The 24,871-nt window shown below is 35.0% G+C and carries 26 protein-coding genes; 16 read left to right on the forward strand and 10 right to left on the reverse strand.

The features are described 5' to 3' along the window. Positions 1–2: 2 nt before the first annotated feature. Entirely contained in the window at positions 3–1,496 is a 1,494-nt protein-coding gene (locus ACLGLP_RS00670) for a hypothetical protein (protein WP_492113020.1), read from the forward strand. Positions 1,497–1,848: 352 nt separating this feature from the next. Here ACLGLP_RS00670 and ACLGLP_RS00675 read toward each other — a convergent pair whose 3' ends face one another. The 4 genes from ACLGLP_RS00675 to ACLGLP_RS00690 all read right to left on the reverse strand — a co-directional run bounded on the left by ACLGLP_RS00675 (position 1,849) and on the right by ACLGLP_RS00690 (position 5,282). Next, on the reverse strand, positions 1,849–3,219 hold the full coding sequence (locus ACLGLP_RS00675) for a hypothetical protein (RefSeq protein WP_492113021.1): 1,371 nt from the start codon (positions 3,217–3,219) through the stop codon (positions 1,849–1,851). 298 nt (positions 3,220–3,517) lie between these two features. Next, complete coding sequence (locus tag ACLGLP_RS00680; protein ID WP_492113022.1) at positions 3,518–4,255, reverse strand: UPF0280 family protein; 738 nt, start codon at positions 4,253–4,255, stop codon at positions 3,518–3,520. Beyond that, positions 4,252–4,827, reverse strand: a complete 576-nt coding sequence (locus ACLGLP_RS00685) for a FumA C-terminus/TtdB family hydratase beta subunit (RefSeq protein WP_492113023.1) — start codon at positions 4,825–4,827, stop codon at positions 4,252–4,254. The genes ACLGLP_RS00680 and ACLGLP_RS00685 overlap by 4 nt, the downstream gene beginning before the upstream one ends. Continuing rightward, positions 4,827–5,282 (reverse strand): RrF2 family transcriptional regulator, encoded by a 456-nt coding sequence (locus ACLGLP_RS00690; protein WP_492113024.1) that lies wholly within the window; start codon positions 5,280–5,282, stop codon positions 4,827–4,829. Before ACLGLP_RS00690 ends, ACLGLP_RS00685 begins: the two co-directional genes overlap by 1 nt. Before the next feature lie 155 nt (positions 5,283–5,437). Between ACLGLP_RS00690 and serS the strand changes: the two genes are divergently transcribed. After that, positions 5,438–6,724: a serine--tRNA ligase gene (gene serS, locus ACLGLP_RS00695; RefSeq protein ID WP_492113025.1), complete on the forward strand. Its 1,287-nt coding sequence runs from the start codon at positions 5,438–5,440 to the stop codon at positions 6,722–6,724. Here serS and ACLGLP_RS00700 read toward each other — a convergent pair. The 5 genes from ACLGLP_RS00700 to ACLGLP_RS00720 are packed head-to-tail and all read right to left on the reverse strand — an operon-like array spanning position 6,708 to position 9,777. Next, the gene (locus ACLGLP_RS00700) at positions 6,708–7,370 is read right to left on the reverse strand and encodes a thermonuclease family protein (RefSeq protein ID WP_492113026.1); all 663 of its coding nucleotides are present in this window, start codon (positions 7,368–7,370) and stop codon (positions 6,708–6,710) included. The genes serS and ACLGLP_RS00700 overlap by 17 nt on opposite strands. 19 nt (positions 7,371–7,389) lie before the next feature. Beyond that, positions 7,390–7,647 (reverse strand): hypothetical protein, encoded by a 258-nt coding sequence (locus ACLGLP_RS00705; protein WP_492113027.1) that lies wholly within the window; start codon positions 7,645–7,647, stop codon positions 7,390–7,392. Further along, the gene (gene fliS, locus ACLGLP_RS00710) at positions 7,634–8,023 is read right to left on the reverse strand and encodes a flagellar export chaperone FliS (RefSeq protein WP_492113028.1); all 390 of its coding nucleotides are present in this window, start codon (positions 8,021–8,023) and stop codon (positions 7,634–7,636) included. Before fliS ends, ACLGLP_RS00705 begins: the two co-directional genes overlap by 14 nt. A gap of 25 nt (positions 8,024–8,048) precedes the next feature. Continuing rightward, positions 8,049–9,356, reverse strand: a complete 1,308-nt coding sequence (gene fliD, locus ACLGLP_RS00715) for a flagellar filament capping protein FliD (protein WP_492113029.1) — start codon at positions 9,354–9,356, stop codon at positions 8,049–8,051. A 4-nt stretch (positions 9,357–9,360) separates the two neighbouring features. Continuing rightward, positions 9,361–9,777 carry a flagellar protein FlaG gene (locus ACLGLP_RS00720; RefSeq protein WP_492113030.1) on the reverse strand — a complete coding sequence of 139 codons (417 nt, stop codon included), beginning with the start codon at positions 9,775–9,777 and terminating at the stop codon, positions 9,361–9,363. A gap of 172 nt (positions 9,778–9,949) precedes the next feature. Here ACLGLP_RS00720 and argF point away from each other — a divergent pair, with 172 nt between their 5' ends. From argF to ACLGLP_RS00755, 7 genes are all read left to right on the forward strand, one after another. Next, a complete protein-coding gene (argF, locus tag ACLGLP_RS00725; protein WP_492113031.1) occupies positions 9,950–10,858 on the forward strand; it encodes an ornithine carbamoyltransferase in 909 nt (302 codons plus the stop codon). 40 nt (positions 10,859–10,898) lie between these two features. Then, on the forward strand, positions 10,899–11,387 hold the full coding sequence (locus ACLGLP_RS00730) for an FKBP-type peptidyl-prolyl cis-trans isomerase (RefSeq protein ID WP_492113032.1): 489 nt from the start codon (positions 10,899–10,901) through the stop codon (positions 11,385–11,387). Beyond that, entirely contained in the window at positions 11,384–12,325 is a 942-nt protein-coding gene (locus ACLGLP_RS00735; protein WP_492113033.1) for an ABC transporter ATP-binding protein, read from the forward strand. The genes ACLGLP_RS00730 and ACLGLP_RS00735 overlap by 4 nt, the downstream gene beginning before the upstream one ends. Further along, the gene (locus ACLGLP_RS00740) at positions 12,318–13,277 is read left to right on the forward strand and encodes an ABC transporter ATP-binding protein (RefSeq protein WP_492113034.1); all 960 of its coding nucleotides are present in this window, start codon (positions 12,318–12,320) and stop codon (positions 13,275–13,277) included. The genes ACLGLP_RS00735 and ACLGLP_RS00740 overlap by 8 nt, the downstream gene beginning before the upstream one ends. 287 nt (positions 13,278–13,564) lie before the next feature. Beyond that, positions 13,565–14,917: a chromosomal replication initiator protein DnaA gene (gene dnaA / locus ACLGLP_RS00745; protein WP_492113035.1), complete on the forward strand. Its 1,353-nt coding sequence runs from the start codon at positions 13,565–13,567 to the stop codon at positions 14,915–14,917. Beyond that, complete coding sequence (locus ACLGLP_RS00750; protein WP_492113036.1) at positions 14,895–16,277, forward strand: FAD-binding oxidoreductase; 1,383 nt, start codon at positions 14,895–14,897, stop codon at positions 16,275–16,277. Before dnaA ends, ACLGLP_RS00750 begins: the two co-directional genes overlap by 23 nt. A 10-nt stretch (positions 16,278–16,287) precedes the next feature. After that, on the forward strand, positions 16,288–17,043 hold the full coding sequence (locus ACLGLP_RS00755) for a tRNA lysidine(34) synthetase (protein ID WP_492113037.1): 756 nt from the start codon (positions 16,288–16,290) through the stop codon (positions 17,041–17,043). 1 nt (position 17,044) lies between these two features. Here the strand turns inward: ACLGLP_RS00755 and ACLGLP_RS00760 are convergent, their stop codons facing one another. Further along, on the reverse strand, positions 17,045–17,632 hold the full coding sequence (locus ACLGLP_RS00760) for a lytic transglycosylase domain-containing protein (protein ID WP_492113038.1): 588 nt from the start codon (positions 17,630–17,632) through the stop codon (positions 17,045–17,047). Positions 17,633–17,776: 144 nt separating this feature from the next. Between ACLGLP_RS00760 and ACLGLP_RS00765 the strand changes: the two genes are divergently transcribed. The 7 genes from ACLGLP_RS00765 to pheS all read left to right on the forward strand — a co-directional run bounded on the left by ACLGLP_RS00765 (position 17,777) and on the right by pheS (position 24,862). Continuing rightward, entirely contained in the window at positions 17,777–19,213 is a 1,437-nt protein-coding gene (locus tag ACLGLP_RS00765) for a multiheme c-type cytochrome (protein WP_492113039.1), read from the forward strand. Positions 19,214–19,343: 130 nt separating this feature from the next. Continuing rightward, complete coding sequence (locus ACLGLP_RS00770; RefSeq protein ID WP_492113040.1) at positions 19,344–21,317, forward strand: methyl-accepting chemotaxis protein; 1,974 nt, start codon at positions 19,344–19,346, stop codon at positions 21,315–21,317. Between the two features lie 54 nt (positions 21,318–21,371). After that, positions 21,372–22,373 carry a Holliday junction branch migration DNA helicase RuvB gene (gene ruvB / locus ACLGLP_RS00775; RefSeq protein WP_492113041.1) on the forward strand — a complete coding sequence of 334 codons (1,002 nt, stop codon included), beginning with the start codon at positions 21,372–21,374 and terminating at the stop codon, positions 22,371–22,373. Then, positions 22,355–23,203, forward strand: coding sequence for a 3-methyl-2-oxobutanoate hydroxymethyltransferase (gene panB / locus ACLGLP_RS00780; protein ID WP_492113042.1), 849 nt, complete (start codon positions 22,355–22,357; stop codon positions 23,201–23,203). The genes ruvB and panB overlap by 19 nt, the downstream gene beginning before the upstream one ends. Before the next feature lie 31 nt (positions 23,204–23,234). Next, positions 23,235–23,441, forward strand: a complete 207-nt coding sequence (rpmI, locus tag ACLGLP_RS00785) for a 50S ribosomal protein L35 (RefSeq protein WP_492113043.1) — start codon at positions 23,235–23,237, stop codon at positions 23,439–23,441. Positions 23,442–23,476: 35 nt separating this feature from the next. After that, the gene (gene rplT / locus ACLGLP_RS00790) at positions 23,477–23,833 is read left to right on the forward strand and encodes a 50S ribosomal protein L20 (protein ID WP_492113044.1); all 357 of its coding nucleotides are present in this window, start codon (positions 23,477–23,479) and stop codon (positions 23,831–23,833) included. 15 nt (positions 23,834–23,848) lie between these two features. After that, positions 23,849–24,862: a phenylalanine--tRNA ligase subunit alpha gene (pheS, locus tag ACLGLP_RS00795; protein WP_492113045.1), complete on the forward strand. Its 1,014-nt coding sequence runs from the start codon at positions 23,849–23,851 to the stop codon at positions 24,860–24,862. The last annotated feature ends 9 nt before the right edge of the window (positions 24,863–24,871 follow it).

Raw genomic sequence — 24,871 nt, forward strand, 5'->3', positions numbered from 1 at the left:
AAATGAGAAGACAAATAAAAACTCGCAAGAGAGACGAAGGATTTGCACTTTTTACAGTTCTCATTTTCTTTTTAGTTCTTCTTTTAATCGGAATAGGTGCGGCTTTTATAACTCAGATAGGCTTTTTTTCTGTAAGTGCAGAGGCTAAATTTCAGATTGCTGAAAAGAGAGCAGAAAAAGGACTCCTTACTGTTCTTGAAAGTGGAAACTGCAGTGATTACAGTGAAGAGGGAATAAACGTGAAAGCTGTAAAAGACGACGGACACAATTACTGTTTTTTGTGGAGTGAAGGGACGTATAAAGGGGCAAAGGTGGTTAAAACTTCCGTATTTCCTTTAACTAACTGGGCAGCAGCAATATACAGAAACTTAGGCAATTTTTCTCTGGGAGGTAATGCTGCTATCGTAGGATACGACAGTCCTGAAAACGGAAACAGCTGTAATGATCGGAACCCCTGCATATCTCCAGCTCTCGTTACAGGAAATAAAGTTGATCCAGGAAAAGTGTTAAATGCCTGTAAGACCGATTTCAATAACCTTGGCTCTGGTCTTGTTTCAACAGTAGATCCTTATGTGTATGATCCAAATATGGGAGATCTTACTTCGAAACTTTTCAGTGCTAATGATAGAAGTGAATTGCTTTCAGCCTTAAGCAGTAACTTTCAGGTTAATTTTGATAACGGAACTCCTGTCGGATTAAACGGAACTGAAGGCGAAGACAAAAAAACACTTAACACCGTAAACAGCTGTACCGCAAGCGGATCTCAAATAGTCTGTGGAACTGAAAGTGATGAAGACGTATTTACCTGGGATTCCGCCAAAAAAGCTTATCAATACAATAAAGACAAAAAGTACTACTCTAAAGTTGAGCTTCCAGGCGCTTCCATAACTTTTCAGAATTTTTCTGGAGGTGGTTACGTGTCAGCAAATACGGTTGATTTCAGTGGAAATGTGAACCCTAACGGAGAACTCGTTCTGGTAGCAAAAGATAAAATAAATATTTCTCAGAACAATCTGAATATATCAAACACTTTTATGTTTGCCAAGAATTACGTGATAGACGCCAATAATTTAATAGTCGCAGGAGGACTAATTTACAGTGGAGGAAGCGGTACAGGAAATCTGAAAATAGACTTGCAGTCAAACACCCAGCTCGGAACCTCAACAAATCCCATTCTTATCATTTCGGACAATAATATCAGTATAAGCGGAACAGGTAATGCTGATATCTGGGGGGTAATATTTATTACGTCTGCAAACAACAACTTTACTATTGGGAATGGAAACTTTAAAATCCACGGAGCTGTAATAAGCAATTCTTTAAGTAATAACAATCGAATTGACATAAGCGGTAATTTTGAAATTCGTTTTAATTACAGGACGATAGAAAAGATTTACAATTACTTTACTCAACTCGGCTTTAACTTTTTACGTCCTCCTTCTTGCGGAGCAAGCAAGAAAAAACTTTTTACTATAACAACTGTAAGAGTTTACTAAAATAGACCTTTCTACCACATCGTAGAGATGTGTTAATTGTCAAGAGGATAAAAGGCAAAATTTTTAGAATTTTTGTAGTAAGCAATCAACTTCAAGAAGTCTTGGAATTTTCCTTGGATTTAAACTCACAACTTTTAATCCTTAGAGGAGGCTGACCAATCTCGCAACCGAGCAACCTAAAAAGGTGCTCCAATATACTTATTTTCTAAAATTTAAAATCTACTTCTTAATAACATACAAAGTGGTAGATTCTAAAATGAGGTTTTTTATGAGGGAGAGGATTAAAGAAAAAAAGGGCTGGGGGTTCCCCCCCCCAGCCCCTTTTTTTCTTTCTTTGAGGGGTTTAAGTTGGTTAGAACATGATTTGAGCCTGGATGTAGTAGTCAGTAAGGTTGTCTTCAAGACCATAGTCTTTTAGAAATTTTGCTGCACCGCTGTCATAATTTACAAAATCAACTCCAGCAGTTAAGCGGGCTGCATTACCTACAATGTAATAGTTAATTCCAACTCCCCAGCGATTAAGCTCATAATCCTTGTTATTATACATCTTATCAGCTTCCATGTATTCATACAATACATAAAGAGCTGGCTTCCCAATTCCAACTACCTGATCATAGAGAATCTGTCCCTTAATATACCAGTAATAGGAATCTTCTTTCTTACTACCTATAATATTTAAATCCGCATCATATCTTGGTACAAGGTGACTATCATCAAAATAGACATAAGCACCTTCAAGATTGAGAACACTGCAACCAAGTTTCTTTTCTAAGAAAAGGTCAACAGTGTAGGCATCAACATCTAATTCTTTAAGACCTTTTAACACTGAAGTGGGGACATTGGGAAGAGATACCCCAAGGTATTTAAGAGCCTTATCACTTACACCCGGTATCAAAGCTCCACCATAAACCCTTCCTGTTTGCATATCTGCTACAGCTACATCCTGAGTGAAGTATCCAAGTCCAATGGTTAAAATGTCTCCTTTCTTGCCAAGGTAGGTTCCAGGCAACCATCCTCTTCCTGTTGTCTTGGTTTCAGGATTGAATCCGAGCATGGTTGGAGTAAATTCAATTCTTGCTGACCAGGCTACACTGTTTAAAGGCTCATCATCTGATGCCTGGTTGAAAATACCAACATCGTATCTTAACATTCCCTTTGCAATCTCTCCATGAAGAACTGCTCCACCCTCAGCAAGTCTTAAAAGTCCATTTCTCCAGTAACCAAAAAGTCCTTGAGGATCGTAGATCCATTCTGTCGGAACGATGTAAGAATATCTTGGTTCCTGCTGTTCTCTAGTGAAGGGAATACGGATTTTTCCAAGTCTCAACTGAAGCTCAGGTAAAAATACTAAGTTAACACCGCCCTCAGAAAGTTTAGCACTTGTGTCACGACCAGAAATACCAACTGCATTATAAACATCTGAAGTATAGGCACCGCTTGTTACTACTTCACCATAGAACTGAACAATTTTGTTAATCTGACCCTCAATGTTAAATCTTGCATCAACCACATCAAATACATTTCTGTTGTAATCAGGTGCAGAAAGTGTACCTTGATCACCTTTTGCTCTTTCATCAAGATTTACATACCTTACCTTCATCCAAAAGCCAAGGTCTGCAAAGGTATCATCACTAACCTTGATTTGAGCAGCATCACTTGAAACTGCATAACCTAAAACTAAAGCTCCTGCAATACTTAAAACTTTCCATCTGCTTACCTTCATACTACACCTCCTTTATTTTTTTCTTTTTGATTACTAATCATAAATTAAATTTTATTCATCTCGCCATTTTTGTCAAGACCTGTTTTTGCAAAATTTTAAATTTTTCCATAATTTTTAACAACGATTTTTAGTAGTTTTTAAAATTTATAGCAGAATTGAGAACTTTTGTCAACATATATAATTCTCTATTCGTGAAAATTATGAGCTTATTTTTAGCTTTTTTCTTTCATTTTCTTTAAATTTCTTTATTTTTTAAAATTTTTTAAATTTTGCTTAAATTCAAATTTTTTGCTTAAATTCAAATTGGTTCAACTCTAAGATTTTTGCCAAAAAGAAAAACCTTTTCTTCTAAAACCGCAAGGACACCAAAAAGACCTTCAACTTTTTTGGCTTTGCTCACAATTTTTTTAAAGTCTTTTGAGTCTCTCAGAAGGTTTCCAAAGGCTGTGGCAAGAGCATCAGCAGTTGCGGTATCTTTGTGAATAACTGTTACGGCATCAGCTAAACCTAAACTCAAAGAATGCCCTACTTTACCTGATGAGGTGCAAACTCCACAGGGCATAAGCTCCTTTTTTACGACAAGAGAAATTTTTCCTGAAAAGGGGGAATTTCCTGCAAAAACGGCAATTCTTGCCTCTTTTTTCAGGCTCAAAAAGATGTCTCCTCCGTTTTCGATTGCCACCTGACTGGTTAAGCCCTTATCAAGAAGGAGTCTTCCGACTTTTTCAGCAATGGCTCCTGCAACAGAAGCCATAGGTCCAACCCCTGCAATCCTTCCTGCTCTAAGCATCACTTTTACAATGTCTGGAGCATTTTCATCCTCAGGAAGAGGCTCAAGGCTCTTTAGAAAAAGGGGATTTTTTAAGATGTATGCCTCAAGAGGAAGCCTTATTTTTCTTACAAATTCCAGGGTTTCTGAGATGAGCTCTTTTTCTGCAAGGACATAAAGATCTGTCTCCTTATAGACTACTCTAAAGGCTTTTAAAGGAGTTGAAACGAGAGTACGATAAAAGGGGACTTCTGAATAAGGGTTCATTTCTTTAAAAGGGCTTTTTCGTAAAAGTCTTCTCCGTAAATTGAATTTATAACAAGAGCTGGGAAGTTTTCAACCTTTACTCTAAAAAGGGCTTCTGGACCAAGTTCTTCAAAAGCAAGAATTTCTATTTTTTTAACAAACTGACTCAAAAATGCCCCTGCTCCTCCAAAGGTTGCAAGATAAACTGCCTTATACCTTTTTAAAAGCTCTCTTACCTCCTTTGAGCGTTTTCCCTTTCCTATGGTTGCAGAGATCCCAAGTTTTAAGAAAAACTCCATGTAGGCATCCATTCTTCCTGAGGTTGTTGGACCAAAGGAGCCTACAGGTTTTCCAGGTGGAGCTGGAGTTGGACCAACATAATAAATTGCCTGATTTGTAAAATCAAAAGAAAAAAACCCCTCTTTCAAAGCTTCCATAATTTTTCTGTGGGTTTCGTCTCTTGCACAGAGAAGCCATCCTGAAATTAAAAGAAAGTCTCCTTCCCTTAAATCATAAAGGATTTCTTTCTTTTCAAGGGGAAAAACAATTTTTCTTGAATTTCTAACGAATTCCTGATAGTTTGAAAGGTTCATTACAAGCACTTTGCGGTGATTTTCTCAATAAATTCTTTTTTGTCTTCTTCTGTCTCAATCTGAATAAGATCTGAAAGCTTTACCTGTTTTAAAAGGCATTCAATGTAGTGGGCAATTTTTTCCCAAACTGGATATGCTATGCATTCTTCTGTCTGGTCGCATCCTTCAGAAGGGTCAATGCAAGAGGCAATGCAGACAGGACCCTCTAAGGGCTCAAGTATGTCGTAAAGGGAGATTTCTGAAGGCTCTTTTCTCAACACATAACCTCCTCCTGGACCACGGGAGGACTTTATGAGACGAGCCTGCCTTAAGCGGTTCAGTATTTGAGCAAGATAAACCCGGGAAATTTCTTGATTGGCTGAAATCTGATCAAGAGTAACTTCCTTTGGATAAGCCTTGGCAATCTCATACATCGCTCTTACCGCATATCTTCCTTTAGTAGATAACTTAAACATCTTTTTTCACCTCCCCAAAATTAATAAAAGTTAATTTATAATATAAAATTTGTAATATAAAATTGAAATATATCAAGATATTTTAAAAATTTTTTACTTTCTTAGTTATTGTAAAAATTTTTGACAAACTTGGATTGTATGATAAATTTTAAGGCATGCTTGACATAAAAATTATAAGGGAGCGCCCTGAGTGGGTTAAGGAAAGGTTAAGGACAAGAGGGGAAGATTATCCCATTGATGAGGTGCTTTCTCTTGATAAAAAAAGAAGGGAGCTCATTCAGGAGGTTGAAAGCTTAAGGCACGAAAGAAGAGAAAAGTCAGAAAGGATAGGAAAGCTTAAAAAGGAAGGAAAGGAGGATGAGGCAAAGGTCTTATCTCAGGAGGTTAAGGAGATAGGGGAAAAAATTAAAACTCTTGAGGCTGAGCTTAAAGAGGTTGAGGAAAACTTAAGGTTAAAGCTTAGTCTCATTCCTAACATTCCACACGAAAGCGTTCCTGTGGGAAAGGACGAAACTGAAAATGTGGTGGTTAAAAGGTGGGGAGATTTACCTGAGTTTGACTTTGAGCCAAAACCTCACTGGGATATAGGAGAAGCTCTTGGCATTCTTGATTTTGAAAGGGCAGGAAAAATTACTGGAAGTAGATTTGTTGTCTATTGGAATGAGGGAGCACTTCTTGAAAGGGCTTTGATAAACTTTATGCTTGATTTACATGTTAAAAAGCACGGATATAAAGAGGTTTTACCTCCTTTTATCGTCAATGAGAAAGCCCTTTTTGGAACGGCTCAGCTTCCCAAATTTAGAGAAGACCTTTTTAAGCTTGAAGACTGGGAATATTACCTTGTTCCAACTGCAGAAGTTCCAGTAACAAATCTTCATCAGGATGAGATTTTGCCAGAAGAGGTTTTACCTCTTTGCTACACAGCCTATACTCCCTGTTTCAGATCTGAAGCAGGTTCTTACGGAAAGGATGTGAGAGGAATAATTAGACAGCATCAGTTTAATAAGGTCGAGCTTGTTAAGTTTACCACTCCTGAGACTTCTTATGATGAGCTTGAGAGTCTTCTTCTTGATGCAGAAGAGGTTTTGCAACTTCTTGGGCTTCCTTACAGGGTTGTAGTTCTTTGCACAGGGGATCTTGGTTTTGCTGCAGCAAAGACCTATGACATAGAGGTTTGGGCTCCTGGGCAAAATCGCTTTGTAGAAATATCTTCCTGCTCAAACTTTGAAGACTATCAGGCAAGAAGGGCAAACATAAGATACAAACCAAAAGACGGGGGAAAGCCAAGATTTGTGCACACCCTTAATGGCTCCGGGCTTGCTGTGGGAAGAACAGTTATGGCAATTTTAGAAAACTATCAGCAAAAAGACGGATCCGTTGTCATTCCAGAGGTTCTTCGCCCTTACATGGGAGGGCTTGAAATTATTAAAAGGAAAAAATAAGGTCAAAACACTCCCTTGAAGGACAATACCCGTTTAACAGAGCAGATTCAATGCTTTTAAAATAGACCTTTCTTTTTATTTTTTTTGCAGAAGGACAATCTGGATGATGAAATCTTTTTGTTTCCTTGTTTCCTACATAAACCAAGCCTTTTGGCTCTTTGTCAAGAAGAGAAAATATGCCCTTTCTTTCTTTAATTGCTTCCTTTTGGATAGGTAAATACCTTTCGTAGTATTTTCCGCTTCCAGGATAATAGCAAACAAAAGCAAGCCCTTCTCTTACGAGAAGCTCTGAAACAGGTGTTCCGTTTTCAAAATAAAGCTCCCCAAGAAGCCTTCCGTATCTGTCTCTTTCTCTTAAAGCTAATTCCAAGTAAAGGGTTTTTCCCTCAACGAGCTTTTTGTTAAATTCGTAAGATTCCAAAGCAAAGGGCTGGGGAATTCCTTTTTCTGTATGAAGTTCCGGGGCATTTATGCCAGCATACCTAAGCCTCTCTCCATTTCCCAGAACCACCGTGTCTCCATCTATTACCCTTTCAACACTTACTCTGATTAGCTTTTCTTTTGAACTAAAGGGAGATTTCTGACAACCTATAAAAATTAAAAAAAGACTCAAAAAGAAAATGTAAAAAATTTTTAGCTTTCTCATTTTTTTAAAGCTAAAGAGTTTAAAATTTTGAGTAGGCTTTTCTTAGCTGAAAAAGCTTTTTACGCTCAAAAAGCTCTTTTTGTTTTTCCAAAAGAAGATTTTTTATGTATTCCAAAAGCTTAATAAGTTCTTTTATCTCTTTTTGATTAAGGTTTTTCTGGTATTCTTCCCAGTGTTTATTTATTTTCTCGTAAAGCTCAAGGGCTTTATCAAATTCGTTTTTCTTTATGGCAAGTTCCACTTTAACAAGGGTTTCTCTGAGATTATAATCTGACATTTAAGTTCCTTTTTACCTCTTCCCAGGCTTTTTTAAGGTTTTCAAGTATCTCAAGAGACTTAACAATAATTTCCGTATCATTTTCTATGTTTGCCTTAACAAGTTCAGATAAAAGTATATCATAAATCTCACTAAGATTTTTGGCAATATCTCCTCCTTTTTCCATATTTAAAGAGCCTTGAAGGTAGGCTATTATTTCTGTTGCTCTTCCTATACTTTCTGCCTTCTTTTTTATACTTTCAGGATTGTTAAGTCCCTCTTCTATAGATTTTTTAGCTATTTTTAAGCAAGCTATGGCTTTGTTGTAAAGCATAATGATGTGGTCAAGGGGATGAGCATTTTTTACCTGATTTTCAAGATAGCTATAAACCTGCATAGGTCCTCCTTTAGATCCTTTTAAATTAGTCTTTTTTCAGTATCTCAGAAAGGGGAGTTACAAGGTTTTCAAGTCTCGTCCTTAACTGTTCGTTATTATACATAAGCGCTTCTATTTTGGAAAACTCAAGCCTTAGTTTTTCTTCTTCTTTAGCTAAACTTTGCTGAAGTTCATTTATTTTATCGGTAATTCTTTGGATTTGTCTGTCTTGAACGGATTTGTAAGTGTTTATGGTAGTTATGAGGTTTCCAAGGGAGGAAGTAAAATTGGTTTTTACCTGAGAGATAGAAGACTGTAAGGTTGCAAGGTTGGTTTCTATAACACTATTTAACTCACTGGTATTTAAGGAATACTTTCCGTTATCGTCAAGGTTTATAATGCCAAGATTTACCAGAGGACTCATAAGAGAAAATATTTGGGGTTTAATCTGGGTTATAACTGCATTTCCTTGAAAGATTCCACCCTTAGAGGTTTGAGAATTTATAAGGTCTATAACGCCATTTATTTTGGTTATGAGATTGTTTAAGGTTGATGAAATTTGAGAATAGTCATTTTCTACAGAAAGGTCAGTTGAGCCTGTTTGATAAACAGTTATACTGAGTCCTGAGATGATGTTTTCAAAAGTGTTTGAGGCACTCGTAAAGGTATTGCTACCTATTTGAACCTCTGCATTCTGAGCTTGCTGAAGTGTTTCAAGGGTTCCGAGCTGGGTGGGTAAACTACCACTCCCTATTTCTATAACTGCACTATTAGCTGAGGTTTCTTTAGTAGAATTTCCCACATTTTTTTCAGAAAGCATAAGCTTATAGGTAGTTCCGTCAAAAAGGATAGATGCAAAAACCTTATTTTGAGCTGAATTTATGGCAGAAACGAGATCCTGCAGAGTTCCCCCTGAAAAGTTAATTACAGTTTCTTCGTAATTGGTATTTGAAGTCCAGTACCTAAGAGTAAATGTTTGAGGGTCAAGGGTAGAGTTTAAATCTGTAACTCCTGCTGAGGATATTCTTATTTCTTCCTGAGAAAGTTTGGAAACCGTTATATTTTTTATGTTAATGTTTGGGGTATTGCTTTCTGCCTTGGCTGAAAGAATGTTCTCATTTCCGACAGTGACTTTTTTCCCTGTAAAAAGGGAGGCTGTGTTTAAGCCTTCTACGAAGTCATTTAAGTCATTTAAAGCGGACAAGAGATTACTTAAAGAGGTTGCCTGAGCCTGAAGAGTTGCCCTTTCATTTTGCAATTTCTGAATGTTTTTGGTTTTTGCCTGAAGAAGTCCCTTAACGAGTGAATCTACATCAAGAAGACCAGTAATGTTGCTCATATAAACATCAGCCATAAAGCTATACCTCCACTTTTAATAAAAGACCTTTCAGATGATTTTTGCTAAGTTTTTGAGCTTCTAAAAGCTTTTCTATATTTTTCATAATTTTTAAAACTTCCTCTAAAGGAATTTGTCTGACAACCTCGTTGGTTATTTTATTAATAATTTTAAAAATGGGAATATTTAGCTCCTGATCTATTTCTACTTTTAATTCCTTGTTAAGGGGGTTTAGTATTTCATTTAGTTTTTCAAGAAACTGATTTATATCTTTAGAAAGTCTTTCAAGCTCTTTTTGAATTTCTCTTCTTCTCTGAATGGCTAAATCAATGTCTAAATTGTAAGATCCTTTAGGTTTATTTAAAGGTAATAGAGCTTTATCTCCAGAAACATTAAAATTTAAGTTTACAGGCAATATATCTAATTTTCTTATTTCCATCTTTCAGACTCCTTTTTATCATTATATAAAATCGGCAAGTTGATGAAAAACTTTAGAGGTATTTTAAAAAATTTTTAAAAAATTTTTAAATTTGTAGATTGGCAAAATTTAAATTTCGGTTAAAAATTAAATTTCTAAATTTTTAGAAAATTTTAAATAAAAGGGAAGAGAAATGGCAAGGCACTTTATAAGGGTTTGGGATTTAACAAAAGAGGAGGCTTTAAGCCTCATTAACAGGGCTTTAGAACTTAAAAGAAATAAAAGCTGGGAGAGAAAGTTTGTCGGGAAAATTCTTGGATTAATTTTTGAAAAGCCTTCTACCAGAACGAGGATTTCTTTTGAGTCTGCCATTGTAAAGTGGGGAGGAGATAGCATTTTTTTGTCTTCTAAGGATTTGCAGTTAAGTAGGGGTGAACCTATAAAGGATACCGCTCGTGTGCTTTCAAGATACATTGACATATTGGTTTTGAGAACTTACAAGCACGAAACCATTGAAGAATTTGCAAGATATTCTACCATTCCAGTTATAAACGGTCTTTCAGACAGATTTCATCCCTGTCAGGCTTTGTCTGATGTGATGACGGTGGTTGAAATGGGAAAAGACCTTTATAAAGATAAAATAGTGTGGATAGGAGATGGAAACAATGTAGCACAGTCCTGGATTGAGGCGTCAGCTCTTCTTGGCTTTAAATTTGTCTTAGCCTGTCCAGAAGGCTTTGAACCTGAAAGGGAATTAATAGAGAGGGCAAAAAAAGAGTTTAAAGCCCAAATTGAGATTGTTTACGATCCCAAGGAGGCTATTAAAAACGCAGAAGTTATTAATACTGATGTATGGGTAAGCATGGGACAGGAGGAAGAAACTCAGAAAAGAATTTCTGCTTTTAAAGATTTTCAAGTAAATAAGGAGCTTTTGAAATTGGCATCTCCTACTGCAATAGTTCTACATTGCCTTCCTGCTCACAGAGATGAAGAAATCACAGAAGAAGTTCTTGAGGGTTCTCAATCTGTAGTCTGGGATCAGGCAGAAAATAAAATGTGGTTTCACATGGCACTTCTTGAATTTTTATTAGAAAGTAATTAAATTTATAAAATAAAAAACTAAATTTTTGAGGGTATTTGCCATGGACTTCATTAAAAAGGATTTTTTTGTGAAGATAGTGTATCATTTAGAGTTGAAAGATGAAAAGGCTCCTTCCTGGTTTTCTCAACCTATGGAAGTAAGTTTTATTTTGGGAAGGGAACCTGTTCTTAAGATTATAGAAGATGCGGTAATGGGGAAAAAAGAAGGGGAAGAAATTGAGGTTGTTATTCCTCCAGAATCTGCTTACGGACCACATCTGCCTTATCTTGTAAAAGAAATTGACATAAATACACTTAAACATCCTGAAAAAGTAAAGGAAGGGGAATGGTATGAAGAAGTAAATAAATACGGCTCAACGGTTTCTTTTAAGGTTCTTGAAATAAAGGGAGAAAAAATTAAAGCAGATTTCAATCATCCTGCTGCGGGAAAAACAGTTATTATGAAAATTAAAATCTTAGAAGCAAGACCTGCAACTTCCTTTGAGATTCTTTCTGCTGAATTTAAAGCCTGTAGCTGTGAGAGAGGATGAAGTTAGAGGTCAAAGACCTTGTTATAGGTCTTAGAGAAAGAAAAGTCCCTTTAGTTGACAAAGTTAGTTTTTCTTTAGAGAAAGGAGAAATCCTTGGTATTCTTGGAGAAAGCGGATGCGGTAAATCTCTTACGGGTTTTGCTCTTCTCAGGCTTTTTCCTCCTGGAATAACACATTATTCTGGAGATGTTATTATAGATGGAATATCCCTTTACAGCCTTAAAGAAGAGGAGGTTTTAAAACTAAGAGGAAAAAAAATTGCTATTATTTTGCAAGATCCCTTAAGTTCTCTAAATCCTGTTTTAACGATTGGAGAACAGATAGAAGAGGTTTTAAAATATCACTTTAATCTCAGTAAAAAAGAAATAAAAGAAAGGATTTATAAGCTTTTAAAAGAGGTGGGGATTCCTGATCCAGAAATAAGGATAAAGAGTTATCCTCATCAGCTTTCTGGTGGGCTTCGTCAAAGGGCTATGATTGCTATGGCTCTTGCAGGTGAGCCAGAGATCCTCGTTGCTGATGAACCAACCACTGCTCTTGATGTCACCCTTCAAATTCAAATCCTTGAATTGCTTTACGAATTAAACCAAAAAAAGAACTTAACTATAGTTTTTATAAGTCATGACCTCGGAATTATAAGATGGATTGCCAACAGGGTATGCGTTTTTTATGCAGGAGAAGTGGTTGAGATGGCAGATACAGAGGAACTTTTCAATAATCCCTTACATCCCTACACTCAAACTCTGATTGAATCTTATCCAAAAGAAGGAAAAATAAAAAGAACTTTAAAGGGAATGGTGGTTAATCTGCTTGAAAAACCAGAAGGGTGTAGATACTTTGAAAGATGTGAAAGTCCCTGCAAAGAGGGAGAAAAAATTCATCCAGAACTTATTCCAGTTAAAGAAAATCACTTGGTAAGATGTTTTAAATATGGCTGATACTGTTGTCGAAGCTAAAAACATTTGGAAAAGTTACGAAGTAAAAAGATGGGGATTTAAAAGAGTTTCTTTTTTTGCCCTAATAGAGGTCAGTCTTTCTATAAGAAAGGGAGAGACAGTTGGGTTATTGGGAGAAAGTGGATGTGGAAAAACTACCCTTGGAAAAATCATTCTTAATCTTGAAAAGCCTGATAGAGGAAAGGTTTTCTGGTTTGGAAAAAGTCTTGAAAGTTTCTCAAAAGAAGAGTATAAAAAAGTAAGAGCCAAGATTCAGGCTGTTTTCCAGAATCCCTATTCTTCTTTAAATCCAAGGTATAAGATTATAGATACTCTTCTTGAGCCTTATCTCATAAATGTGGAAAAGAATAAAAAAAGAGGGATTGAGAAGGCTGAAGAGGTTTTAAATCTTGTTGGACTGAGAACTGAAGTCTTAAAAAAGTATCCCCATGCCTTAAGTGGTGGAGAAAGGCAAAGAGTTGCCCTTGCAAGGGCACTTATGGTATCACCTTCTCTTATCGTTCTTGATGAGCCAACCTCAGCACTTGACACAACTCTTGCCTCTCAAATTCTTGAATTACTTAAAGAATTTAAAAGCAAATTTGGACTTAGCTATCTTTTAATAACCCATTCTTTGCCTGTAGTTCTTTATCTTTCAGACTGGATTGTAGTAATGTATCTTGGAAGAATAGTTGAAATCTGTAAAAAAGAAGTTTTTTCTCAAACTCCACACCATCCCTACACTTTAATGCTTTTAAACGCATCTCCTGATCCCTTCTTACCAAAAACCTTTCTTTTTAAAAAAATTAGAGGAGAGATTGCAAGCCCTATTTTTAGACCCTCTGGATGCGAATTTCATCCAAGATGCGAAGAAAAGGAAAAAATTTGTTCAGAAAAACTCCCAGAGCTAAGAAAAATAAACGACTTTCAGTATATAGCCTGTTTCAAAAGATAAATCGGTTCTTTTTAAGTTCCTAATCTAAAGTGAAAAAATAAAAATAGAGAAAATTAAAAAAATTTAAAGAAAACTTTAGAAATTTAAAGCTCATAAATAATATCCCTTTTAATTTCCTTATTAATCAAGAAAAAGATTTTAGAATTAACAAGGCTTTAAAGATTGATTAATCTTAAATTATTGATTTTTTGATATTTTTAAAATATGAATTGAGTTTTAAAATCTGGCTCTAATTTCCCTTATTTGAGTTTGTATTAAAAATTTTTTAAAGTATTTTAATTTTATCTATGAGTCAAAACTGGGAAAAGATTAGAGATAGGCTTAAGGAGTTATTACCTGAGACCATCTTTAAAGTTTGGTTTTCCCCATTAAAGGGAGAGGTCTTGGAAAATAGGTTAGTTATTGAGGTTCCAAATGAATTTACGAAAAACTGGCTTGAGGAAAATTACAAAAGTCTTTTAAGTCAGGTTTTAAGTGAGTTTGGATTAAGTGAGTTAAAGTTTTTTGTTCGTGAAAAACCAAAGGCAGAGCAGTTAATTATTCCCTACAGTCCCGTCTCTGTAATAGGAAGAAGACTTTCACCAAAGTATACTTTTGAGGACTTTATTGTAGGAAAATGCAATGAATTTGCCTTTAATGTTTGTTACCAAATAGCTGAAGAAAGACCAAAGGGTTATTTAGTTTATCTTTACGGAAATTTTGGGCTTGGGAAAACTCACTTAGTTCAAGCTGTTGGAAATGGACTTATTTCAAAGGGGTTTGAAAGGGTTTTTTATCTTACTGCCCAGGACTTTTTAAATTACATGATGAAATACCTTCGCACTGGAATGCTTGAAAGCTTTAAGGAAAAAATAAAAAATGAGTGTGAAATTCTTCTTTTAGAGGAAATTCATTTTCTTTCTGGAAAAGAATACACCCAAACTGAGCTTGCCTTTCTTTTGGATTATTTTCTTGATCAGGGAAAAACTGTGGTTTTTACCTCTTTAAAACTTCCTCAGGAACTTCAAAAAATGGAAAATTCTTTGAGGTCAAGACTTTCTTCTGGTTTGTTAATAAGGTTAAATGCTCCTGATCTTGCCACAAGAAAAAAAATTATAAGGCACAAGGCAAAAAAACACGGATACGAGCTACCTTATGAGGTAGTTGAATACTTAGCCCGTCAAATAAGAGGAGATGTGAGGCAGCTTGAAAGTGCTGTTCTGGGTTTAATTGCCCGCTCAACTCTTCTCAAAGAACCTATTACCCTTTCTCTGGCAAAAGAACTTATAAACGAAATAGGAATAAAAGAAGGGTCTAATCAGATAGAATTAATAATTGAAACAACTTGTAAGTTTTTTGGCATCTCAAGGGAAGATTTATTCTCTTCTTCAAGGAAAAAGGAACTTTCTCTTTCAAGACAGATAGTTATGTATATTTTAAGAAATGTGTTAAACAAGCCTTTAAAGGAAATTTCAAGTATTTTTAAAAAGGAGCATTCAACGATAATCTATAACATCAAAGCACTTGAAAACAAACTGGCAAAGGATCTTAGCCTAAAAATAAAGTTGGATTATCTCTTAAGGGAGCTTTCAAAGGAGTTGTCTGATCAGTCTTTTGAGGTAGAATGTATCAAAGTAAATGGAACAGAAAATTCCTTCTAAAATTTTTAAAGAATTAGAAGCTCTTTTCGGAAAGGAGAGATTTCTTACCAAAGAGGAAGACCTTTTAAGTTATTCTTACGATTCTTCCTCTTTAATAAGAATTCCTTCAGCTGTTGCATTACCAGAAAGAAAGGAAGAAGTAGTTGAGATTTTAAAGCTTGCTCAGGAATATAAAGTTCCTGTTATTTCAAGAGGAGCAGGAACAGCAACCACAGGAAGTCCTCTTGCCCACAAAGGTGGAATTATAATCTGTTTTTCCAGAATGAATAGAATCCTTGAATTTAACGAAGAAGAAAGAATAGTAAGAGTTGAGCCAGGAGTTTTAAACGGAGAGCTTAAAAGTTTTTTAAAAAAATACGGTTTTTTTTATCCTCCTGATCCAGCAAGTTATGCCTTTTCAACCATAGGAGGAAATGTAGCAACAGGTGCAGGAGGACCAAGAGGTTTAAAATACGGAACCACAAAAGACTATGTGCTTTCTTTAGAAGTTGTTCTTCCAGGAGGAAAAGTTTTAAAAACAGGACCTTCTACCTTAAAGTGTGTAGTTCCCTACAACTTAACTCCACTTTTTGTGGGTTCTGAGGGAACTTTGGGAGTATTTACAGAAATCGTTTTAAAGGTAGTTCCTCTTCCTGAAAAAAGGATTCTTTTTGTTTCTGCGCATGAAAGAGAAGAAGAACCTTTTGAAGTAATTTCAGAAATTCTTAAGAAAAAAATAACGCCTGCCTGTGCTGAATTTATAGATAAAACCACTCTTTTTGCCTTATCTAAAAAAAATGCCTTAGGTGTTTTTAAAGGAAAAAGCTTTTCTTCTCTTCTTTACTTAGAGCTTGACGGAGAAGAAGCTTCTGTTAATAAAGAATCAGAGCTTGTAGAGGCTTTTTACCAAAGCTTAGGAATCCCTTTTGAGAAAGCGGAAGATGAAGACAGTATTGAAGCTTTTTGGGAAATAAGAAGGATTATATCTCCTTCTTTGAAACTTCTTGGGGAAAAGAGATTTGCAGAAGATGTGGTTGTGCCAAGAAGATTTATGAAAGAGCTTTTATTTAGAATAAGAAATATTGAGAAAGAAGGATGTTTACCTATAAGTTGCTTTGGGCATGCTGGAGACGGAAATCTTCATGTGAACATCCTTTTTGATCCTGAAAAAGAAGAATCTGCTTTTAAAATTAGAGAAAAAATTTTAAAAACCGTTTTAGAGCTTTCTGGAACTATTTCAGGAGAGCACGGAGTGGGATACATAAAAAGAGACTTTGTTAACCTTGAGCTAAATTCTTTACAGATTGAAATAATGAAAAAGCTCAAAAAAGTTTTTGATCCAGATGGCATTTTAAATCCTGAGGTAAAGATTCCAGATTAAATAAGGTTTTATGAATCTTTATACCAAGATAAAAAGACTCATTGGAAGGGCTCTTTTTCGTTATGAAATGTTAAAGGATAGAGACATCGTAATTCTTGCTCTTTCTGGAGGGGAAGATAGTTTAGCCCTTGCTTATTTTTTAAGCGATTGGAGAAAAAAAATGAGGATAGATTGCAGACTTCTAGGGGTACATTTAGATATGGGATTCCCAAAAGATGAGGAAGAGTACGAAAAAGAGGTAAAGTGGCTTGAAGATTTTTGTAATTCCTTGGAAATTGAATTTTATTTTTTAAAAACTGATTGCGGGATACAGGCTATGGAGGTTTACGAAAAGGACATAACTTCTCCCTGTTTTGTGTGTTCTTGGCATAGAAGAAGGCATCTTTTCAAACTTGCACAAGAAAAAGGGGCAAATAAGCTTGCCTTGGGACATCATTTGGATGATGCAATTGTAACTTTTTTTATAAACATGTTTTATCACGGAGAGCTTTCTACGATTTTACCCGTTCAGGAGATGTTTAAAGGAAAGCTTTACATAATAAGACCTCTTATCCTTGTTGAAAAGGCTTTGATTTCTCGTTTTGCGGAAAAAAACGGCTGGAGGATTATCAAAAATCCTTGTCCCTTTGTAGAAAAAACAAAAAGAAAGCTAATAGAAAATTTTTTGGAAACAAAAGTCTATCCTCTTGGACCGAAGGTTAAAAGAAGCATAGCTACTGCCATATTCAACCCAAAATTTGAGTATCTACCACTTCGTAAGTGGTAATTTAATATGAGCGAAAGAGGTTGTAGTAGTAAAGGACATTTTGCACATACTGTTTTGTTTCTGGATAGGGTGGAATTCCTCTATAGGTTCTTACTTTATCAGGACCTGCATTGTAGGCAGCAAGGGCAAGAGAAAGGTCTCCGAATTCCTCAAGGAGTTTTTTTAAATAAAGAGCTCCCCCCTTTAAACTTTCTAAAGGATCAAAGGGATCTTCAACTCCTACAAGCTTAGCAGTTGTTGGTAAAAGTTGCATAAGCCCAAGCGCTCCCTTAGGAGAAACTGCTTTTGGATTAAAAGAAGACTCAACCTTAGCTACAGCTTTAAGTAAAGCCGGATCTATAGAATAGGCTTTACCCACTTCTTCAAACCATCTCTCCTCTATATTGTAGTAGTTTACTTTAAGTCTATTTCGCGAATAAAGTTTTTTTGGTTCTCTTACATATACTTGACAAATCCTATCCTGAAAGATTCCTTTAAAGTTGGTAAAAATAACTTCCCCAGTTATAGGATCTTCACATCTGTAAATGTCTGCATAGCAAATTGAAGCATTAAAAATTAATAAAAAGACTAAAATTTTAAACCGTAACATAGTATAAGATTATATAGATCCTCATATTTTAGTCAAGTTCTAAGTTAGTGTGTTATTGCATCTATTGGACTAAATCTAAAATCCTGATAAAATTTGGAAAAGGGTTAATATTTTTAGAAAATTACATAAAAAGTAGAAGGGGCTATGTTTAAAAATGTTATTCTCTTTTTCTTTTTTATATTTTCTTTTGTTAACATAGTATTTGCTCAAAAGATGATAAGTGAAGAAACGCAGATATGTCTTTCTTGCCACGAAGTAGTTACACCTGGAATAGTTAAAGACTGGAAAGCAAGTTTACATTCTCAGACAACTTTAAAAGAAGCTCTAAACAAGAAACCACTTTTCCGTAAAGTGAATGCAGATCTCAATTTGGTAAAAAATGGAGAAAAAGTAATAGGTTGTGCCGAGTGTCACACTCTGAATTCTCAATCTCATAAAGACACCTTCAATCATAATGGATTTAAAGTTCATATCGTAGTTTCTCCAGAAGATTGCAAAATTTGTCATACAAAAGAATTTGAAGAATATGAAAAAAATCTTATGTCAAAAGCCTATGTTAATTTAAAGGAAAATCCTTTATACGAAAAACTTATCAAGTCAATTCTTGAAATGTCCCCAAATGAATATTCTGAAAATGATTCATGTTTAGCATGCCACGGAACAAAGGTTGAGGTAAAAGATAAAACAATTAGAAAGACTGTGTTTGGAGAGATGGAATTTCCACTTCTTTCAGAATGGCCTAATAATGGAGTGGGAAGAATAAATCCTGACAATTCCAAAGGAGCCTGCACATCCTGTCATACAAGACATTCATTTTCTATTGAAATTGCAAGAAAACCATATACCTGCTCTCAGTGTCATAAAGGACCAGATGTCCCAGCCTATAAAGTTTACTCTGTAAGCAAACACGGAAATATATTTTTTTCTAAACAAGAGGAAATGAATTTTAAAAATACTCCTTGGAAGGCTGGAGAAGACTTTAAAGCTCCTACCTGTGCTGTATGTCATGTAAGTTTAATAGTAGATAGCAATGATAATATAATTGTTGAAAGAACTCACCAGATGAATGACAGAATTGCCTGGAGAATCTTTGGACTTACATATGCCCATCCTCATCCAAAGGAATCTGAAACATATAAAATCAAAAATAAAGCTGGTCTTAATCTTCCTACAGAGTTAACAGGAGGGTTTGTAAAAGAAGCCTTGATAGATAAAGAAGAAATGAAAAAAAGGGAAAATAAAATGAAAAGTGTATGTTTGAGCTGTCATTCAAATTCATGGGTTGAAGGACATTTTGAAAAATTTTTTAATAGTATAGAAACAACCAATAAACAAACTCTTGATGCTACAATGATAGTTCTCAAAGCGTGGAAAAAAGGCGTTGCTGATAATTCAAATCCTTTTGATGAAGCAATAGAAAAGATGTGGGTTGAACAGTGGCTGTTTTACGCAAATTCTGTAAGATTTTCTTCAGCCATGGGCGGAGCAGATTATGGAGTATTTGAAAGTGGAAGGTGGTATTTAAATAAAAATCTACAAAACATGAAAGACTGGCTTAAATTCCTTCTTAGAACCAAATGAAAGGCTACTCCATCTAAGCTTGTAGATTTCAAAATATTCTTGACTTTTTTCTCTATTTTTAAAATAATTTTAAATATATGCCGATTTTAAATATATTGATAACACTAAAATTTTCATAAGGAGGAGAAAGATGGGATTTTTAAGCAATCTTGATAAAAAAATGAAAATTCGCTGGAAACTTATCATACCTATTACTTTTATCGTTTTTATAGGAGTCTTAATAACTGTTCTCGTTAGTGGATATTCTCTTCACTACATAACTCTTTATCACGCAAAGACAAAAACCTTTCCTGTTTACTTTTCTTCCATCAAAGCATCCTTGGTAAAAGACATGGCAAGCCCAAACTACAGAGAGCTGAGAAATTATTACCTTAATACTTTAAAAAATGTAAAAATTTTCAGAACCGAAAAGGTTGATTCTCAATTTGGAACTGAAGGTCCTCAATTTTATCCCGCCCTTGAAGAAAAAAATCTTCTTGACAGAGCTCTTTTAGAAAAAAAAGAAGGAATAGTTTACGAGACTAATGGAGTTTTAAAGGGTATTTATGTTTTAAAAGCTGAAAGTATGTGCACTTCTTGTCACAGGGTTAAAGTGGGAGACGTTCTTGGGGGTGTGGTAATAGATATGAGCTTTAAAGAAGTTTTTTCTACTATCAGAAAAATACAGGTATTATTTGCTTTTCTTGGTTTTCTTGGAATTCTTGCTACTCCGGTAATTCTCTACATAGCCTATGTAGTGACTCACAATCCACTTAATAGACTTGCAAGACTTCTTGAAAAAATGGCTGAAGGTGATCTGACTATAAAGATTGATTTTCAGGATAGAGTTGATGTTGTTGGAAGACTTGCAAGAAGTATGAATAAGCTACTGCAGTCTTTTAAATTTCTTAATGAGAAATCCCTTATTTATTCTCAAAGGCTTTCTGAATCAACCGATGAGAGTTTTAAATTCATTAAAAAAACATTAGAAAATACAAAAATCCAGAGTCAACAGGCATCTCAAGTTGCCACTGCTATTGAGGAAATGAGTGCAACAGTTGCAGACATTGCTAAAAATGCAGCAAGCGTTTCAGAACTTGCAGTTCAAAACATAAATGCTGCAATGGAGGGAAGAAGCATTTCTGAAGAAGCAAGAAATACCATTATCAAAGCAAATGAGGATACCATGACTTTAAAAACTGTAATTGAAGCGCTTAACAGAAGAGCCAGTGAAATTGGATATGTTGTTCAACTCATCAAAGATATTGCAGATCAGACAAATCTTCTTGCTCTTAATGCCACCATTGAAGCAGCCCGTGCAGGGGAGCATGGAAAAGGCTTTGCAGTCGTTGCTGAAGAAATAAGAAAACTTGCAGATAGAACCCTTAAAGCAACTGACGAGATTGCAGAAAAAATAAAAACCATACAGGAAGAATCGGTAAAAGCCTTTGAAAACATGGAAGTCACTGCAAAAGAGGTTGAAGGAGCAGTGGAATCTTTAAACAAAGTGAGAGATGCCCTTGAAAAAATCGTTGAGTCTTCTCAAAAAGTAAAAGACGCTATAGCTCAGGTTGCTGCAGCAACTGAGGAACAATCCATAGCAAGTGAAGAGATAAGTAAAAACATAACAGAAACTGCAAGGCTAACCGAAGAAGTAACTAAATTGACAGAAGAGCTTGCAAAAAATATTTACAACTTAGTAAGCATATCTTCAGATTTAAGACACACTGCAACCTCCGTAACTACGGAAAAATTGAAGGAACTTCTTTTTGACATCTTTAAGTCTGATGACGAAAGAATAGTTATCAGGGTTGAGGGACATCTTATGGGACTTGATACCCTTGATCCAGAACTTCTCGGAGATTATAAAACCTGTGGAATTGGTAAGTGGTATTACGGAGATGAAGGAGAAAAGTTTAAAGGACATGCTATCTTTTCAGAATTTGAAGAAGTGCACAAAAGGTTTCACCTCCTCTGCAAAGACATAGTTCTTGCCTATAACAGTGGAAATAAAGAAAAGCTCAAAAGTTTAATGAGTGAAAAAGATTCCCTATATTCAAAGCTGATGTCTTTATTTGAAAAAATGAAAGAAGTTTATTTAAAAGAGTTGAGAAAGGAGTTGTAACTTAGGAATTTAATTTCTTGTATATTTAGGCAAATCTTTTATAATAATTTTTTAATGATTTATTATCGTCCCTGTAGTCTTGACGAATTTATAGGACAACAAAGGATTAAAGAGGAACTTTCTATTTACATATCTTCGGTAAAAAAAAGAAATGACATTTTTCCTCATACTTTCTTTATTGGAGCACCTGGTCTTGGCAAAACTACCCTTGCAAGAATTATAGCCTATGAACTTAAAAGAGATTTAAAGATAACCTCAGGTCCTGTTCTTGATAAAACAGGAACTCTTGCTGCAGTTCTTACCAATTTAAAAGAAGGAAATATCCTTTTTATTGATGAAATTCACAGGATGCCAAAGCCCTGTCAGGAAATCTTATATACTGCTATGGAAGACTTTGCTCTTGATATCGTCATAGGAAAAGGAAACACTGGAAAGACCATAAGACTTAATCTTCCTAAGTTTACTTTAATTGGGGCTACAAACAAACCCAACCTTTGTTTAGCTCCTCTAAGAGATAGATTTCAGTTAACTTTTAAGCTAAATTATTATAAAGATGAGGAACTTAAAAAAATTATTCTAAAAGTTAGTAAACAATGGGGGCTTGACTTAGATGAGGAATCAGCCCTTAAACTTGCAAGAGCGGGAAAGGGAATCCCAAGACAGGCTTTAAACCTTATAAGAAGATTAAGAGAATTTGTTCTCCTTAATTCTAAATCTTCAGAAAAAAAGCCGATAAAGGTTTCTCAGCAGGAATTTGAAAAATTTTTAAAGCTTCTTGACATTGATGAATGGGGACTTACTCCTGAAGATAGAAGATGTCTTCTAACTCTTTATAAGGAATTTAACGGAGGTCCTGTAGGAGTTAATACCCTTGCACTTTCTGCAGAAATAACTCAAGAAGAATTTGAAACCATTTACGAACCAGCTTTAATAAGATTAGGTTTTATTGCTCGCACAAAAAGGGGAAGAATACTCACTCAAAAAGGATATTTATATCTAAAAGAAAAATTTAATCTTCCTTACAAAGAGGATAAGCAGTGTCTCTTTTCAAGTTAAGTCCTTATAGTTTAATAGAGAAAAAAGGGAAAGAGCCAATTGTTGCCATAACTTCTTATGATTACATTTCAGCAAGACTTGCTGAGGAAGCTCAATTTGACTTTGTCTTAATAGGTGATTCCGTTTCCATGGTTGTTCTTGGGGAAGAGGATACCTATTCCATAGGAATGGAAGAGATGCTTCTTTTTTGTAAGGCTGTAAGTAGAGGAGCTCCTAATATACTTCGCATAGGGGATATGCCTTTTTTGTCCTATCAGATTTCTAAAGAAGTTGCTATTTTAAATGCAGGAAGATTTATAAAGGAGGGGAGATGTCACGGAGTAAAAGTTGAGGGAGGAGAAGAGGTAGCTGAAATTGTCTCAGCTATTGTAAAGGCAGGAATTCCTGTTATGGGTCACATTGGTCTTACACCACAGAGAAGTATGGAACTTGGTGGACTTAAGGTTCAGGGAAAAACTATAGAAAGTGCACAAAAACTTATAAAGGATGCTGAAATTCTTGAAAGCTGTGGTGTTTTTGCTATTATTCTTGAATGTGTTCCTGCCGAGCTTGCTAAAATTATTACAGAAAGGGTAAAAGTCCCAACTATAGGAATTGGAGCAGGACCATATACAGATGGACAAATACTTGTTTTTCACGATGTAGTAGGACTTTATCCTATGATGCGTCCTAAATTTGTAAAAACCTATTTTGATGGTTATAAAACTTTTAAAAAAGCTTTAGAAGATTTTATAGAAGATTGCAAAAACAAAAAATTCCCCTCTGAAAAAGAGAGCTTCAAAATTTCTGAAGAGGTGTTGAAACAAATAAAAATTGGTGTAAAGTGTTGAAGTTATAAAATTTGAGGAAAGAGGTGAGAAAGTGGCAAAACAAAAGATGAAAACTAATAGATCAGCAGCAAAAAGATTTAAAATTACTGCTACTGGAAAAATTATGCATAGAAAATCTGGAAGAAGTCATTTATTAAGAAAAAAAAGCAAAAAGAGAAAAAGACATCTCAAACAGGAAAAAGAACTTTTTTCTGGATATTATTCTCATGTAAAAAGATGTATTCCCTATAAGTTTTAAAATTTCTCATCAATCTTTAAAGGGGGTAGATTTTTATGCCAAGAGCAAAAGGTGGTTTTAAAACAAGAAGAAGACACAAGAGACTCATAAAACTTGCTAAAGGATACTGGGGACAAAGAAAGAATGTTTTTAGAAGAGCAAAAGAAACTGTTGAAAGAGCATTGGTATACGCCTATAGGGATAGAAGGCAGAAAAAAAGAGACTTCAGAAGGTTGTGGCAAATTAGAATAAACGCAGCTGCAAGGTTGAATGGAATAAATTACAGTAAGTTTATGGGAGGACTTAAAAAGGCAGGTATTGAGCTTGACAGAAAAGTTCTTGCTAATCTTGCTATTAACGAACCAGAAGTTTTTTCTAAGTTAGTAGAAATTGCTAAAGCACAGTGGCAATAGTTAAAAATCTTAAAAATGGTTTCTGAGGATATAGAAAAATTAAAAAGGGAAATTTGGGAAGATTTCGAAAAAATAGAAAGTCTTTCTGAATTAGAAAATTTTAGGATTAAATACTTAGGGAAAAAAGGCAAAATCACTTCAGCCCTTAAATCTTTAAAAGACCTTTCTTTAGAAGAAAAAAAGCTTTTAGGAAGAGAACTTAATGAACTAAAAGAACTTTTAGAGGAAAAACTAAAGCTAAAAGAAAAAGAAATTCTCTTAAAGGAAGAGGACAAAGATTTAGGGTTAGATCTTACTTTACCTGGACGAACTCCATCTATTGGAACCCTTCATCCCCTAACTCAGATTATAGATGAGCTATGTGAAATATTTTCAAGACTTGGTTTTGAAATAGTTACAGGGCCAGAAATAGAAACTGATTATTATAATTTTACAGCTTTAAACATTCCTGATTGGCATCCTGCAAGGGATATGCAGGCAACTTTTTATCTTAAAAATGGAGCTTTACTTAGAACTCATACTTCCCCTATGCAAATTAGAGCTATGCTTGAAAGAAGACCTCCTTTAAGAATTGTTGCTCCAGGTAAAGTTTATCGCTGCGATGCCGATATCAGACACTCACCTATGTTTCATCAATTAGAAGGTTTAATGGTAGATAGAGATGTAAGTTTTACAGATTTAAAGGGTATTTTGCTTTATTTTGCTAAGGAAACTTTTGGAGAAAAAACAAAGGTTAGATTCAGACCGAGTTATTTTCCTTTTACTGAACCAAGTCTTGAAATGGATATAGAGTGCGTAATTTGTAAGGGAAAAGGTTGTAGAGTATGTGGATCCGCAGGATGGTTAGAAATACTCGGAGCAGGCATGGTTCATCCAGAGGTATTTAAAGCCGTAAATTACGATACAGAGATCTGGCAGGGCTTTGCCTTTGGATTGGGAATAGAAAGAATCGCCATGATAAAATATGGAATAGAAGACATAAGGATGTTTTTCGAAAATCACTTAGTATTTTTACAGAGCTTTAAGTAAACATAAACT

It is taken from the genome of Caldimicrobium sp. SLHALR3 (assembly GCF_058692735.1).

Coding starts and splice junctions, on each gene's coding strand:
- rplT (WP_492113044.1), top strand. CDS start 23,477: ATGCCAAGAGCAAAAGGTGGTTTTAAAACAAGAAGAAGACACAAGAGA.
- argF (WP_492113031.1), top strand. CDS start 9,950: ATGGCAAGGCACTTTATAAGGGTTTGGGATTTAACAAAAGAGGAGGCT.
- fliS (WP_492113028.1), bottom strand. CDS start 8,023: ATGCAGGTTTATAGCTATCTTGAAAATCAGGTAAAAAATGCTCATCCC.
- ACLGLP_RS00700 (WP_492113026.1), bottom strand. CDS start 7,370: ATGAGAAAGCTAAAAATTTTTTACATTTTCTTTTTGAGTCTTTTTTTA.
- ACLGLP_RS00735 (WP_492113033.1), top strand. CDS start 11,384: ATGAAGTTAGAGGTCAAAGACCTTGTTATAGGTCTTAGAGAAAGAAAA.
- ACLGLP_RS00760 (WP_492113038.1), bottom strand. CDS start 17,632: ATGTTACGGTTTAAAATTTTAGTCTTTTTATTAATTTTTAATGCTTCA.
- ACLGLP_RS00740 (WP_492113034.1), top strand. CDS start 12,318: ATGGCTGATACTGTTGTCGAAGCTAAAAACATTTGGAAAAGTTACGAA.
- ACLGLP_RS00690 (WP_492113024.1), bottom strand. CDS start 5,282: ATGTTTAAGTTATCTACTAAAGGAAGATATGCGGTAAGAGCGATGTAT.
- serS (WP_492113025.1), top strand. CDS start 5,438: ATGCTTGACATAAAAATTATAAGGGAGCGCCCTGAGTGGGTTAAGGAA.
- pheS (WP_492113045.1), top strand. CDS start 23,849: ATGGTTTCTGAGGATATAGAAAAATTAAAAAGGGAAATTTGGGAAGAT.
- ACLGLP_RS00705 (WP_492113027.1), bottom strand. CDS start 7,647: ATGTCAGATTATAATCTCAGAGAAACCCTTGTTAAAGTGGAACTTGCC.
- ACLGLP_RS00675 (WP_492113021.1), bottom strand. CDS start 3,219: ATGAAGGTAAGCAGATGGAAAGTTTTAAGTATTGCAGGAGCTTTAGTT.
- ACLGLP_RS00765 (WP_492113039.1), top strand. CDS start 17,777: ATGTTTAAAAATGTTATTCTCTTTTTCTTTTTTATATTTTCTTTTGTT.
- dnaA (WP_492113035.1), top strand. CDS start 13,565: ATGAGTCAAAACTGGGAAAAGATTAGAGATAGGCTTAAGGAGTTATTA.
- fliD (WP_492113029.1), bottom strand. CDS start 9,356: ATGGCTGATGTTTATATGAGCAACATTACTGGTCTTCTTGATGTAGAT.
- ACLGLP_RS00750 (WP_492113036.1), top strand. CDS start 14,895: ATGGAACAGAAAATTCCTTCTAAAATTTTTAAAGAATTAGAAGCTCTT.
- ACLGLP_RS00720 (WP_492113030.1), bottom strand. CDS start 9,777: ATGGAAATAAGAAAATTAGATATATTGCCTGTAAACTTAAATTTTAAT.
- ACLGLP_RS00770 (WP_492113040.1), top strand. CDS start 19,344: ATGGGATTTTTAAGCAATCTTGATAAAAAAATGAAAATTCGCTGGAAA.
- ACLGLP_RS00680 (WP_492113022.1), bottom strand. CDS start 4,255: ATGAACCCTTATTCAGAAGTCCCCTTTTATCGTACTCTCGTTTCAACT.
- ACLGLP_RS00670 (WP_492113020.1), top strand. CDS start 3: ATGAGAAGACAAATAAAAACTCGCAAGAGAGACGAAGGATTTGCACTT.
- ACLGLP_RS00730 (WP_492113032.1), top strand. CDS start 10,899: ATGGACTTCATTAAAAAGGATTTTTTTGTGAAGATAGTGTATCATTTA.
- ACLGLP_RS00685 (WP_492113023.1), bottom strand. CDS start 4,827: ATGAACCTTTCAAACTATCAGGAATTCGTTAGAAATTCAAGAAAAATT.
- ACLGLP_RS00755 (WP_492113037.1), top strand. CDS start 16,288: ATGAATCTTTATACCAAGATAAAAAGACTCATTGGAAGGGCTCTTTTT.
- ruvB (WP_492113041.1), top strand. CDS start 21,372: ATGATTTATTATCGTCCCTGTAGTCTTGACGAATTTATAGGACAACAA.